14 protein-coding genes are annotated in these 13,112 nt (G+C 58.7%); 1 reads left to right on the top strand and 13 read right to left on the bottom strand.

Annotated features, from left to right (window positions below):
* Positions 1–92: 92 nt before the first annotated feature.
* Entirely contained in the window at positions 93–1,283 is a 1,191-nt protein-coding gene (locus ABLU80_RS01410; protein WP_348849612.1) for an MFS transporter, read from the bottom strand.
* A 170-nt stretch (positions 1,284–1,453) separates the two neighbouring features.
* On the opposite strand from ABLU80_RS01410, the gene ABLU80_RS01405 reads away from it, so the two are divergent.
* A complete protein-coding gene (locus ABLU80_RS01405; protein ID WP_348849611.1) occupies positions 1,454–2,335 on the top strand; it encodes a LysR family transcriptional regulator in 882 nt (293 codons plus the stop codon).
* An 85-nt stretch (positions 2,336–2,420) separates the two neighbouring features.
* Here the strand turns inward: ABLU80_RS01405 and ABLU80_RS01400 are convergent, their stop codons facing one another.
* The 12 genes from ABLU80_RS01400 to flgB form a co-directional block, all read right to left on the bottom strand.
* Positions 2,421–2,807 carry a VOC family protein gene (locus ABLU80_RS01400; RefSeq protein ID WP_348849610.1) on the bottom strand — a complete coding sequence of 129 codons (387 nt, stop codon included), beginning with the start codon at positions 2,805–2,807 and terminating at the stop codon, positions 2,421–2,423.
* Positions 2,808–2,997: 190 nt separating this feature from the next.
* A complete protein-coding gene (gene flgL, locus ABLU80_RS01395) occupies positions 2,998–3,957 on the bottom strand; it encodes a flagellar hook-associated protein FlgL (protein WP_348849609.1) in 960 nt (319 codons plus the stop codon).
* A gap of 21 nt (positions 3,958–3,978) precedes the next feature.
* Positions 3,979–5,628, bottom strand: coding sequence for a flagellar hook-associated protein FlgK (gene flgK, locus ABLU80_RS01390; protein ID WP_348849608.1), 1,650 nt, complete (start codon positions 5,626–5,628; stop codon positions 3,979–3,981).
* 182 nt (positions 5,629–5,810) lie between these two features.
* The gene (gene flgJ, locus ABLU80_RS01385; RefSeq protein ID WP_015704936.1) at positions 5,811–6,755 is read right to left on the bottom strand and encodes a flagellar assembly peptidoglycan hydrolase FlgJ; all 945 of its coding nucleotides are present in this window, start codon (positions 6,753–6,755) and stop codon (positions 5,811–5,813) included.
* A complete protein-coding gene (locus tag ABLU80_RS01380) occupies positions 6,755–7,855 on the bottom strand; it encodes a flagellar basal body P-ring protein FlgI (RefSeq protein WP_015367323.1) in 1,101 nt (366 codons plus the stop codon). Before ABLU80_RS01380 ends, flgJ begins: the two co-directional genes overlap by 1 nt.
* Positions 7,856–7,894: 39 nt before the next feature.
* Positions 7,895–8,596, bottom strand: coding sequence for a flagellar basal body L-ring protein FlgH (gene flgH / locus ABLU80_RS01375; protein ID WP_015367324.1), 702 nt, complete (start codon positions 8,594–8,596; stop codon positions 7,895–7,897).
* A gap of 82 nt (positions 8,597–8,678) precedes the next feature.
* Complete coding sequence (gene flgG, locus ABLU80_RS01370; RefSeq protein ID WP_015367325.1) at positions 8,679–9,461, bottom strand: flagellar basal-body rod protein FlgG; 783 nt, start codon at positions 9,459–9,461, stop codon at positions 8,679–8,681.
* A 34-nt stretch (positions 9,462–9,495) separates the two neighbouring features.
* Positions 9,496–10,251 (bottom strand): flagellar basal body rod protein FlgF, encoded by a 756-nt coding sequence (locus tag ABLU80_RS01365; protein ID WP_015704934.1) that lies wholly within the window; start codon positions 10,249–10,251, stop codon positions 9,496–9,498.
* A 12-nt stretch (positions 10,252–10,263) separates the two neighbouring features.
* Positions 10,264–11,478 (bottom strand): flagellar hook protein FlgE, encoded by a 1,215-nt coding sequence (gene flgE / locus ABLU80_RS01360; protein ID WP_348849607.1) that lies wholly within the window; start codon positions 11,476–11,478, stop codon positions 10,264–10,266.
* 44 nt (positions 11,479–11,522) lie between these two features.
* Positions 11,523–12,200: a flagellar hook assembly protein FlgD gene (gene flgD, locus ABLU80_RS01355; protein ID WP_015367328.1), complete on the bottom strand. Its 678-nt coding sequence runs from the start codon at positions 12,198–12,200 to the stop codon at positions 11,523–11,525.
* A 12-nt stretch (positions 12,201–12,212) separates the two neighbouring features.
* The gene (flgC, locus tag ABLU80_RS01350) at positions 12,213–12,617 is read right to left on the bottom strand and encodes a flagellar basal body rod protein FlgC (RefSeq protein WP_015367329.1); all 405 of its coding nucleotides are present in this window, start codon (positions 12,615–12,617) and stop codon (positions 12,213–12,215) included.
* A gap of 5 nt (positions 12,618–12,622) precedes the next feature.
* Entirely contained in the window at positions 12,623–13,036 is a 414-nt protein-coding gene (gene flgB / locus ABLU80_RS01345; RefSeq protein WP_015367330.1) for a flagellar basal body rod protein FlgB, read from the bottom strand.
* Positions 13,037–13,112 lie beyond the last annotated feature (76 nt).

Raw genomic sequence — 13,112 nt, 5'->3', positions numbered from 1 at the left:
CCACTCATCGCAGCCAGATATCTGGCAAACCTTACGTCTGCCAGACCCATTCACTCTGTCCATTTACGGATGACTATTCGATGAGTAAAGCGTTATATCGCCCTGGGGCTTTTCAGCTTCCAGACCAGCGCCATACCGCAGATCATCGCCACCGCCGCCAGTAACGTCAGTGAAGAAAGACCAAGCTTTGCCGATACCAGGCCGCCGACAAGCGCGCCAGTACCGATGGCGGCATTGAAAATGGCGACGTAGATCGCGGATGCCGGCTGCGTCGCCTCCCCTGCGCTACGCAACAGCCAGGTTTGCAAACCAACGAACACGATAGCCATGCCCGCGCCCCATACGCCGAGCAATATCGCGACGAACCAAACAGGAAGTGCTGACCCACCCCTGATACTCAGCATCCCCAGCGCGCCTGAGCTGAGCAGCAGTGATGTCATAATCAGCACTCGGATATGTCGATCGATGAGTTTGCCGGCGATGAGATTTCCCAGCAGCCCGGAAAGTCCTGACATCAATAACAGCGCGGAAATCGTTGATGTCGGTATACCACGGGTTTGCGTTAGCAACGGCTCAAGATAGGTGAAGGCAGCAAAATGCGCGGAAATAATGCAAGCTGTAGCGCCGAACAATGAAAGCAGTAGCGGATTTTTAACTATCCCAATGTAAACCTTCAGCCTCAACGGCTGCGGAGCCGCCAGCGTGGGAAGCGTCCAGAGCAAAGCCACGGCGGTGGCTAATGAGAGCAGTGAAATCGCACTGAATGCCTGTCGCCAGCCGACCATGTCGGCAATAAAGCTCGATAGCGGCACGCCCAGCACGCTGGCCGCCGAAACACCGGCGAAAATCACCGAGGTGGCCAGCCCCAGTTTATCAACCGGTACCAGTTGTACCGCCACGGTGCCTATTAGCGCCCAGAATGCGCCATGCGCCAGCGCCCCTGTCATCCGCGCCGTCATAAACGTCTGCATGGTGTGCGACTGCGTCGCCGCCAGACAAGAAAATGCGAGGATTAACATCAATACAATCAATAGCGCCTTCCGTGAAATCCGGGCGGGGATCGCGCCGGCCAGTAAAGCGGCCAGCGCGGCCACCCAACCATAAGCGGTGACGGCAAGACCCGCTCCCGCCTGCGACTGATGCAAATCGTTCGCCAGCGCGCTGAGCATACCGACCGGCGCCAGTTCGCTGGTCACAATCGAAAATGCGCTGGCTCCCAGCGCAGCTACGGCGAGCCATGCGCGCACTGGCGTCGGGTTGGCCTGTAAAACGAGGTCGTTCATGTCTTCTGTATCCCTGGGTAAATGGCTAAAAAAGAGTTGGCTTGCCTGATACGGTTGAAGTTCCGCGTCGTTGCTTATTGCCTTCTCTTGAGGTGAAGTGCAGTATCATTCCAGGAGAAGTGATAAAACAGACATGAAAACGGAGAGCCGTTTTCCAAAAATGGAAAATAATGAAAGCAGATTTTAACTGGGACGATACGCGGATTTTTCTGGCTGTGGCCCGCTCAGGTACGCTAAGCGGCGCGGCAGAAACTATGGATATGGGCATCGCAACTCTGTCACGAAGACTCGACCGGCTGGAAAAATCATTGGCCGTCCCCCTTTTCAGCCGGCATCAAAACGGCTACCGGCTAACAGATGATGGCAAGGCGCTGCTGGCGCGAGCAGAGGCGCTTGAGCATGCAGGGCTCGCTTTTGGCGAGACGGCGAGGCTGCAGGGGAACGTGGCCGGACTGGTCCGGCTGGCTACCTCGGACAATCTGGCGGCGCATTTTATTCTGCCTTCACTCAAAGGCTTGATGGAAAAATATCCCGACCTGCGGGTCGAGGTGCTCAGCGGTGTGCAATCCGTCAACCTGCATCGACGGGATGCCGATTTAGCCATTCGAATGGTCAAACCGGAAAGCGGCAACCTGACGCTGAAGCGTCTCGGGAAGGTGGGGTTTGGTCTGTACAGCGCCGATAGCGGACTAGCAGGCTCTACCGACGTCGCGTTCAACCATGCTCAGTACATTGGCTGGCCAGAATCACACCAGCATCTGCCCGCCGCGCGCTGGATAACTCGGACGCTTCGCGGCAGGCCGTGCCGGGTGGAAGCCAACACGCTGCTGGCGCAGCTGTCGGCGGTTTCAGCCGGCCTGGGGCTGGGCGTGTTGCCACACTTTATGGCGCGGAAAAATGGCCTGCAGTGCGTGAATGCGGATATCGGTGTCGACCAAACCCTATGGCTGGTGATGCATTCCGATTTAGCCCATTCGCGGCGCGTCAGAGTGGTGGCCGATCATTTAATTGCCCTGTTTGATGAGATTAAAGATCAGCTGACATCGCCATAACTTTGTAAGCGCTCGCCGCCAGATACAGCCCAGATTGGTCGTCATGGTCTGCGAAGGCAGTACCATGAAATTGAAGCGCAAGTATTTATCGCCACGCCTTATTCTGGAGCACCACCCTATAGCCATCTGGATCAACGAACGTTTGGCCATTGATATCCCAATAAGGGTTAAAAGAACTCGTCATGCTGAAACCTGCTTCGCGCATTCTGGCGCAAGCATCTGACCACGCCTTCTTATCCGGATAATACAGCACGAGTAGATCCTCCTCCGTCTGCAAGGGTTGTACTGGATGATACTGGCACCAGGTGAATTCTATATGCCAGCTCAATTCCTCTCGCCCTAACATTATTCCATTAAAACCATCGTGATCGTTGAATTCAGCAATTTTGTGTAAGCCCAATCCCTGACAATACATCAAACAGGACCTTGCAAGATCGGTGACGGGTTTGGCGATACGCATATGAGTAAACATCCGGAATTCTCCTTGAGAGGATATGGTGTGAGGGTTGGGATCCGGTTTGAGTTTACACGCTATGATGTGGTGAATTTGTCGCTGAGAGCCCCCCACTTCCACCTGATAAAAAAAGGGCACCTCACCCCGCGTACACAGAGAGAACGGGATGACGTGCCAAGGTGCTAAATGAAAAAGTGGTTATTCGTGATTAGCGATTCATCTGAAACAGCGACATGCCCTGCATATCGCTGAAGGTTTTATAAGATGCCTGCAGCGCCGCCTGCTGCATAAAATAAGAAGAGATGGATTCCGCAAGGTCAGCATCGGTCAGGGCGCTCATCTGCAGCTGGTTGGTCATATCACGCTCTTTACCGATGCTATCGAGCTGATCCATTTCCTGCAGCTGGTTGCCCAGCTCGGCGCGCACGCTCAATACCTTGTTGTAGGAGTTATCGAGGCCGCGGTTGGCCTTCGCCAGCGCATCGTTCACCTGCTGTTTGGTGGCGTCATCGGCCCCCTGCAGCGGCGTTCTCAACGCTTCCAGCGCAATATCGATACTGGCGAACACATCGGCCACCGGCGCGCTGCCGTCCGGCTCCGGCTTCGGATTGCTGGTCAGCGCCATAAATACCGAATTACCAGTATGGCCGATGGTCATCGTACGGTTGGCGTCGACCTTCTGTTCAACGGTTTTATTGCCGCCCTGATAGCTAATCTTGCCGTTAGTATCGACAAACGGCGGCTTGTCACTCTCATAGCCGCCAAACAGGTAGCGTCCGTTGCCGTCGGTACTGTTGGCCTGGTTGAGCAGTTGATCCTTCAGCCCCTGTAGCTGGGTCGCCAGCGAATCGCGGTCGTTATCGCTCTCGGTGCCGCCGGCGTTAACGATCAGCGCCTTGATATCAGAAATCGTCGAGGTGGCTCCGGAAAGCACGGTCTCTTCCATCGATACGCTCTGGCGGGCGAAAGTGCGCGCCAGGGTGTACTGATTGTTCTCGGCCTGCGATTGCGACAGCATCACCGCCCGCGATGCCGCCAGCGGATCGTCGGAGGGATTAATCACCTTCTTGCCGGTTGAAAGCTGCTCGGCGGCCTTCATAAACAGCGACTGATTGCCGGTGATGCCGGTCATGTTCTGTTGGTACATCATGCTGGTGCTCATGCGCATGCTGTCAGTTCCTCAATACAATCAACGAATATTCAGCAGCGCGTCGAACAGCGAGCTGGCGGTCTGGATCACCTGGGCGTTCGCCATGTAGTACTGCTGGAAACGCAGGAGCTCGCCATACTCTTCGTCGAGGTTTACCCCGGAGAGCGACTGCTGTTGACGGGCCAGTTGGGTGACGATACTGGACTGCGATTCGCTGCTCACCTTCGCGGCGGCGGTCTGGTTGCCCACGCCGCTGACGATCCCGGCGTAGGCGCCGCTGAGCGTCGCTTTGCCATCCACCAGGTTTTTGGTCTGCAGATCGAGCAGTTTTTTAGCGTTATCGTTATCGCCGCGGCCGCTGTCATCTTTACCGGCGGCGGCGATTTTCGCTGAATCGGTAATCGCCACTTTCAGGTTGCCCGCCACGTCGCTGACCGGCTTCACCGTAAAGCTATCTTTCTGCTGCGGGTTGCCATCAATACTGACTTCGAGACCATCAAAACTCAGCGTCGGGTTACCGTCTGCATCTTTACCGGCGGTGGCGTTGACTTTGACGTTGTCCGGCAGACGGCTGACCTGCCAGTTGGCGCCGTCATACTCCACGCGGTAGTCGTTGGCTTTTACCTTGCTGGTATCGGTATAGGAGACCGACAGCGAGGCATCGCCGGTATTGCGCATGTTATCAACCACCCGCGCGCCGCTGAAGCTGAAGAAATCGCCCCCCTGCTCACCGTTGAGATCGAAGCCCTCGCGGTGCTGCTGGTTAAAGCTATCAGCCATCGCCAGCGCCAGTTGGCCGAGCTGATTGCGCACGCCGTCCAGCGTCTCGCTGCGAAAACGCAGCACGCCGCTCAGGCTGCCGCTGGTGATCTGCCCTTCCGGCACTTCGCTGGCGCCGCTGCCGCGGTTATAGCCGAGAGTCAGGCGCGAAGAGTCGCTGCTGGAAGGGATCGCTTCCACCTGATAGCTGTTGTTGCCCTGCACCAGGGTCAGGCCGTTGGCGAAGGAGACGGTATAGGCGTCGCCGTCCTGCTGGGTTACCTGAACGCCCACCAGTTGGTTGAGTTCGCTGACCAGCTGATCGCGCTGATCGAGCAGCGCGTTCGGTTCGCCGCTGGCGCTGCCGCGCAGGCGGGTAATCTCATCGTTAAGACGAGCAATCTGCTGGCTATAGCTGTTAATCTGCTGGGCAGTGTCATTAATCTGCTGATTAACGCCGCTATCCATGTCGCGCAGATATTTATCGGTATTATTAAACTGGTTGACCAGGCCGTTAGCCTTACCCAGCACCGTCTGGCGCGCCGCGTCGTCGCCGGCGTTGCTCACCAGGTTCTGCAAATTGGTGAAAAAATCCTGCAGGCTGCCCGACAGGGTATTGGTTTTGCTGGCCAGCAGATTATCGATCTGCGAAATCTTTTCGTAGTAGGCGTTCTGCGAACCGGCCGCGCTCTGCGCGCCGCGCAACTGGTTGGTGATGAACTGGTTATATTCGCGGTTCACGCTGGTCACGGTCACGCCGTTACCGATAAAACCGTTCATGGTGGCCAGGCCGCCGTTTTGGGCCAGAATCGCCGTCTGCCGGTTATAACCCGCCACGTTGTAGTTAGAGATATTGTTGCTGACGGTACTGAGCGCCACCTGCGCCGCATTCAGTCCGCTCATCGCCGTATTGATTAAGCTATTGGACATCAGGGTTCCTTATGCTGCCAAGTCAATTCGCTCAGCTTGCCCTTGTTATCGACCGGAGAAGTAAAAACTTGAGTAAATCTGCCTGCAAAATTCCGCAGCCGCTTTTATGCCGGATGGCGCTACGCTTATCCGGCCTACGCGCTGTGCGATTTGGTAGCCCGGAGAAGGCGCGACCTCCGAACCTAGAACAGATCGTTAATATCCGCGGCATAGGCTTTCACCGCCTGCGCCCCGGCGTGCTTCATCTGCTGAATCACGCTGACCAGCTTGCTGGCGTACTGCGGGTCGGTGGCGTAACCTGCGCGCTGCAGCTCGTGCGCCGCCTGCTCCGGAGTGGACGCTTCGGCAACCGAGGCATAGCGCGGGTTGTTGGTCAGCAGCTTGACGTAATCAGCAATCGCCGAGAAGTAGGAATCGTAGACGCGGAATTTGGCCTTCACCTTCTTCGCCACCCCCTGTTCAAACTCAGTGGTGGTGATCTCGGTAACCGGCCCCTTCCAGTTGCCCCCAGCTTTAATACCAAACAGGTTGTAGCTCGGCGTACCGTCAGCGGTCGGGATTTCGCGCTGCCCCCAGCCGGATTCCAGCGCCGCCTGGGCGACAATCAGCTGATGCGGGATCCCGCTCTGCTCGCTGGCGGCGCGCGCCGGCATTGACAGACGGGCAACAAAATTGCCGTTGTTGAGCGATAGCGGCGCGGCGGCCGGCGGCGCTTTCGGCACCGCCCGGCGGATCATCTGCTCCAGCGCCTGATTCGGCAGCGTCTGCAGCACCTCATTATCCAGCGCCATCGGCGCGGTGCCCGCCGTTTCGCTGGGGACCGCGTTGGCGTTGGTCATCTGCTTGACCATCATGTCGGCCAGCCCTAATCCCTTTTGCGACATCTGCTGAGCAATCTGCTGATCGTACATCGAGGTGTAAAGCCGGGTCTGGTCGCTGCTGAGTACGCCATCCTGCGGTAGCGCGGCGCGCATGCTCTTTAGCATCATCTGTACAAACATGCCTTCGACCTGCTGCGCCACCTGCTTGAGGTTGCCCTGCGGATCGGCGGCGGCATCGCGCTTCAGGCCGTTCAGCGCCTGGGCGTCATAGGCGGCGCCCGACATCGCCATAACATCGCTGGCCATTAGATAATTTCCAGTTTGGCGCGCAGGCAGCCGGCGCTTTGCATGGCTTGCAGAATCGACATCAGGTCGATTGGCGTCGCCCCCAGCGCGTTCAGCGCGCGCACCACGTTGTTGAGGTTGGCGCTGGCGTTGATTTTCTGCAGCGAACCGCCCTGCTGCTGCATTGAAATCTGGGTATTCGGCGTGACCACCGTCTGGCCGCCGCCGAACGGCGTCGTCGGCTGGCTGACGCTGGTTTGTCGGTCGACCACCACCGACAGGTTGCCCTGAGCCACCGCGCAGGAATCAAGAATCACCTCGCGATTCATCACCACCGAACCGGTACGCGAGTTGATGATCACTTTGGCGTCCATGGCGCCAACGTTAACGTTGATATTCTGGATCTCGGCGAGGAAACGCACCTGCGAGCTATTGCCCTGCGGTACCAGTACCTGAATGGTACGCGCATCAAGTGGCGATGCGGTGCCGCCGCCGCGCTGGCGGTTAATCGCATCGCTAATCTGCTGCGCGAGGGTGAAATCTTCATCATTGAGCTGCAGGTTGAGCACCCCACCGCTGCCGAACGTGGTCGGCAGTTCGCGCTCGATGGTGGCGCCGTTGCTGATGCGTCCGCCGGCCAACTGATTGACCTGTACGCTGCTGCCGCCCGCCGCCGCGCCGGCGCCGCCCACCAGCACGTTGCCCTGCGCCAGCGCATAAACCTGGTTATCCACCCCTTTGAGCGGCGTCATCAGCAAGGTCCCGCCGCGCAGGCTTTTGGCGTTGCCCATTGATGAGACCACCACATCGATATTCTGCCCCGCGCGTGCGAAGGGCGGCAGCTTCGCCGTGACCATCACCGCGGCGACATTTTTTAGCTGCATGTTGGTGCCGGGCGGCACGGTAATGCCGAGCTGGGATAGCATGTTGCTCAGGCTTTGGGTGGTAAACGGCGTTTGCATGGTCTGGTCGCCGGAGCCGTCGAGCCCCACCACCAGGCCGTAGCCGATTAAGGCGTTATCGCGCACGCCCTGTACCGTCACCAGATCGCGAATACGCTCCGCCGTCGCCGGTAAGCTGGCCGCGCCGATTAATAGCGCAATGATGAGTTTTTTAACCATGTGAATCTCTTTTCAGTAACAGCGCAAATGGCCCGCTCATTAGTACGGGGAGACGTTGAGGAAGAACCGCTGCAGCCAGCCCATCGTCTGCGCTTCATTGATGTAGCCGTTGCCGACATACTCGATGCGCGCGTCCGCCACCTGCGTTGAGGTAACCGAGTTGCTACCGCTGATGGTGCGCGGGTTAACCACCCCGGAGAAGCGGATGAACTCGGTGCCCTGGTTAATGGCGATCTGTTTTTCCCCCACCACGTGCAGGTTGCCGTTGCTCAACACCTGATTAACGGTGACGGTAATGGTGCCGTTGAAGGTGTTATTGGCGTTCGCCCCGCCTTTACCGCCAAAACTGTTATCGCCGGAAATATCCATATCGGCGCGGGCGTTGCCCAGCAGGCCGTCTAAGTAGCGCGGCGCGGTGGCGACGCCAAACTTGCTGGAACCGTTACGGCTGGCATTGGCGGAAGAACTCTTGCTGGCGCTGACGTTTTCCTGCAACACAATAGTCAGCGTGTCGCCAACATTGCGCGGGCGGCGGTCTTCGAACAGCGGCTGATAGCCGTAGTTCATCGGCTGCGCGGCCTGAAAAATTGAGCCGTTCGGTACCGGCGCGGTCGGCGGCGCGGGCTGCGCCGAGGTCGAACCATCGACTAACGGTTTATGCGGAATGTACGCGCAGCCGCTCAGCGTCAGCATCACCATGCCCGCCAGCAAGCGTTGTCCCTGGCGCGGCAGGGTGGCCATCGAATGTGTGGTTACCACGGGGTATCGCCTTTGTTACACCAAAAAAGCGACGGGCGCGGCAGGCGACGCCCGTCATAAAACATTACAGCTGGGTCAGTTTCTGCAGCATCTGATCCGACGTCGAAACCGCTTTGCTGTTGATCTCATAGGCGCGCTGGGTCTGGATCATATTAACGAGCTCTTCCGCCACGTTGACGTTAGAGGTCTCGACATAACCCTGGTAGAGCATACCGGCGCCGTTCAGGCCCGGTGTGCTCTCATTCGGCGCGCCGGAGCTTTCAGTTTCCTGGTACAGGTTCTCACCCACGCTTTCGAGGCCGCTGTCGTTAATAAAGGTGGTTAACGTCAGTTGCCCGACCTGCTGGGCGGCGGTCTGACCCTGCTGGGTGACGCTCACGATGCCATCGCGGGCGATGGTAATGGTCAACGCGTTGGCCGGAATAGTGATCGCCGGCTGCACCTGGAAGCCGCTGGCGGTCACCAGTTGGCCGTTCTGATCGATCTGGAACGAGCCGTCACGGGTGTAAGCCTGGCTGCCGTCCGGCAGCAGCACCTGGAAGAAGCCCTGGCCTTTAATCGCCACGTCTTTGCTGTTGTTGGTCTGCGACAGGTTGCCCTGGCTATGCAGACGTTCGGTGGCGACCGGGCGCACGCCGGTACCGATCTGCAGGCCGGAAGGCAGCGTGGTCTGTTCGGAGGACTGTGCCCCCGGCTGACGCATGGTCTGATAAAGCAGATCTTCAAACACCGCGCGCTGGCGTTTAAAACCGTTGGTGCTGACGTTAGCCAGGTTGTTGGCGATCACGTCCATATTGGTCTGCTGCGCATCAAGACCGGTTTTCGCAATCCATAAAGAGGGAATCATTGGTTATTTCCTTTGGCCGCGGGCCGACTGGCTATCAGCTGACTGACAGCAGAGAATTCGCCCGCTGTTCGTTCTCATCCACGCTGTGGATGACCTTCATTTGCATTTCAAAGCGACGGGCGTTGGCGATCATATCGACCATGGTCTCCATCGGCTTGACGTTACTGCCCTCCAGCACGCCCGGCATGACCCGCACCTGCGGGTCGTTGGCCAACAGATTGCCGCGGCGCTGCTGGGTTTCCGGGGTCAGGCGGAACAGGCCGTCATCGCCGCGCATCACTTCGCGCGCATCGGCTTTCACCAGCTTCAGGCGGCCAATCTGCGCGATGGTGTTAGGTGGGTCACCGGGGTTCAGCGCCGAAATGGTGCCGTCGGCCGCGATAGTGATTTCCGCCGATGGCGGTACCTCAATCGGCCCACCGTCGCCCTGCAGCGGCATTCCCTGCACCGTCAACTGACCATTAGCTGAAACCTGAATGCTGCCGTTGCGGGTATAGGCTTCGCCGCCGCCCGGCAGGCTGAGCGCCAGAAAACCATCCTGCTGCAGCGCCACGTCCAGCGGGCGCCCGGTGTAGTTCAGCGCCCCCTGGCTCATATCGGCGCCCGGCGTCGAGGCCGCCACCAGCGTGCGGGTGGCGAGGCTCGGCCCGTCAACCGGCACCGCGCGCAGCGCGGCGAGCTGGGCGCGAAAGCCTGGCGTCGAGGCGTTGGCGAGATTGTTGGCGGTAATCGACTGTTGCTCCAGCGTCTGGCGCGCGGCGCCCATCGCGGTATAAATCGCGTGATCCATAACTCAGTTCCGTTAGCGCAGGCTGACCAGCGTCTGCAGGATCGAATCCTGCGTCTTGATGGTCTGGGCGTTGGACTGATAGTTACGCTGGGCGACAATCATGTTCACCAGCTCCAGGCTCAGGTCGACGTTGGAAGACTCCAGCGCGCCGCTGGTCAGCTTGCCAAAACCGCCGCCGCCGGAGAGTCCCACCCGCGGCTGGCCCGAGGCGCCGGTCTCCTGCCAGACGTTATCGCCCTGCGACGCCAGCCCTTCCGGGTTGGAGAAGTTGGCCATCACTATCTGCCCCAGGACCTGGGTCTGCTGGTTGGAGTAGATACCGACGACGGTACCGTCATCGTTAATCTGGAAGTTGGTGTATTCACCGGCGGCATAACCATCCTGCGCCACTTTACTCACCGAATCGCTACCGACGTTCTGCTGCATACTACCGGCGAAGCTGAGCGTGAAGTTCTGCGCCGGGGCGCCGTCTTTCGCGCTCATCGGAATGGTCATACTGAACTCGCCCGCCTGGCCGTTAACGCTGACCAGGTTGCCGCTGGTATTGAACTCCATGGTGCCCGCGCTGACCGCAGCCGCGCTGCCGTCCTGGGTATAGACCTGCCATTTGTTATCGTCGGTTTTCACGAAATAGGCGTTGATGTTGTGGGCGTTACCCAGCGAATCGTAGGCGGTGATGGTGTTGACGTAGTTGTAGCTGTCCTGCTTCGCCGGGTCGAAGGTCTTGTTCTCCGGCACTTTATGCGTCGACTTCAGATTGGCGACCATTTCGCCGGAAGTCGACGCTTTGGCGTTCATCATCCCTTCCGGAATGCTCAGCGGTACCGGGTTGGCGCCCTGCTGAATGGTCGGCGGCGTGCCGGCGGCCGGATAGCCGGTCAGCTGCAGCCCCTGCATATTGGTCAGATTGCGGTTTTCGTCCAGCTTAAACTGGCCGTTGCGGGTGTAGAAAATACCGCCATCTTTATCCTGCATGCGGAAGAAGCCGTTGCCGTTAATCGCCACATCCAGCGCGCGGCTGGTGCCGGTAGTGGTGCCGCCTTTAAAGTTCTGGGTGATCCCGGAAACTTTAACCCCCAGTCCGACCTGCGAACCGGCGAACATATCGGCGAACGACACGCTGCCGGATTTAAAACCCGCGGTCGCGGAGTTAGCGATATTGTTGCCAATCACGTCGAGATTGGTGGCCGCCGCATTTAAGCCGCTGACTGCCTGAGAAAAGGCCATGTTACTCTCCAAATATTGAGGATATCGATAAAATCAGGTGCGAATTACAGGATCTGCCGCACTTCTTCGAGACTGGCGTTACCGGCAAGGCCGAGATCCAGCTTCGCGCCGTTGCTGTCGTTAATCACGCCGTTAACCATGCCGAAGTGCAGGCTACGCGCCACCAGCTGCTCGCCGTTGCCCTTGGCGTTAATCGCCACTTTATAGGCGCCGTCCGGCGCGGCGGTACCATCATCCAGCGAGCCGTCCCAGGTGAAGGCGTGCACCCCGGCGGTGAGGCCGCCAATTTCAATGGTCCGCACCACCTGGCCGTTGGCGTTGGTGATGGTTGCCGTCACCTGGTCGGCGGCGCGCTCCAGTTCGACGCCAAACGGCGTGGTGCTGACCTGGCCTTCTTTGCTGCCGACCAGAATGTTATTACCCGGTACCATCACGCCGTGGCCGATCAGCGCGCTGGCCTGCAGCGACTGGTTGCTGTTGATCTGCCCGGAGATCGCGCCAAGGGTGGTGTTGAGTTTTTCGATGCCTTGTACGGTATTAATCTGCGCCAGCTGCGAGGTCAGCTCGTTGTTTTGCATCGGGTTGGTCGGGTCCTGATTTTTCAACTGCGCCACCAGCAGCGTCAGGAAGCTGTTATGCAGATCCTGGCTGGTGCTGCTTTTGCTGGCGGAATCAAGAACCGCGTTGTTGGTCGATTCATTGGTGGTTGCGGCAATAGCCATCGGGAGCTCCGGTTACTGACCCAACGTCAGGGTTTTCATCATCATCGACTTAGTGGTGTTGAGCACTTCGACGTTGGCCTGATAGCTGCGGGAGGCGGAGATGGTATTGACCATTTCGCTTACCACATCGACGTTCGGCATCCGCACATAACCCTTAGCATCGGCCAACGGGTTGCCTGGTTGATAAACCATACGCGCGGGCGCCGGGTCATCGACCACCTGCGAGACGCGCACGCCGCCTGTCTGCTGCCCTGGCGCCGCGGCCACTTCGAACACCACCTGCTTCGCGCGATAGGGTTCGCCATCCGGGCCGGTGACGCTATCGGCGTTGGCCATATTGCTGGCGCTGACATTCATCCGCTGTGACTGGGCCGAGAGCGCCGAGCCGGAGATATCAAAAATATTGAGTAAAGACATTGGCCTTATCCTTGTTGCAGCACCGACATCATTCCCTTGATCTGACCGTTGAGCAGCGTCAGGTCGGTCTGATATTTCAGGCTGTTGTCAGCGAAGTTGGTGCGTTCGCGATCCATGTCCACCGTGTTGCCGTCCATCGACGGCTGGTCCGGCACCCGGAACAGCAGATCCAGCTCCGGCGGCTGCATGGTCTGCGCCGGAATATGACGCGCCGCCGTCAGGTTCAGCGCCATGCCGTTGCCGTTTACCCGCCCCTGTTGCAGGACTTTATTCAGTTGGCTGGCGAAATCGATATCCCGCGCCTGATAGCCCGGCGTGTCTGCGTTGGCGATATTGGCGGCCAGTATTTCCTGGCGCTGGGCGCGCAGGTTCAGCGCCTCCTGGCCAAAACGCAGAGCAGCGTCCAGTTTGTCGAGCATGCTCCCTCCGCAAGGTTAGAATTTGGAGCCGACAGCATAAACGCCCCCTGCGCCAACCTATCGCGGGAATAGGGGC

It is taken from the genome of Klebsiella sp. CN_Kp104, assembly GCF_040064515.1.
GTDB lineage: Bacteria > Pseudomonadota > Gammaproteobacteria > Enterobacterales > Enterobacteriaceae > Klebsiella > Klebsiella aerogenes.
Note: the sequence above shows the minus strand (reverse complement) of the source record. Positions and strands in the feature narration are given on the sequence as shown.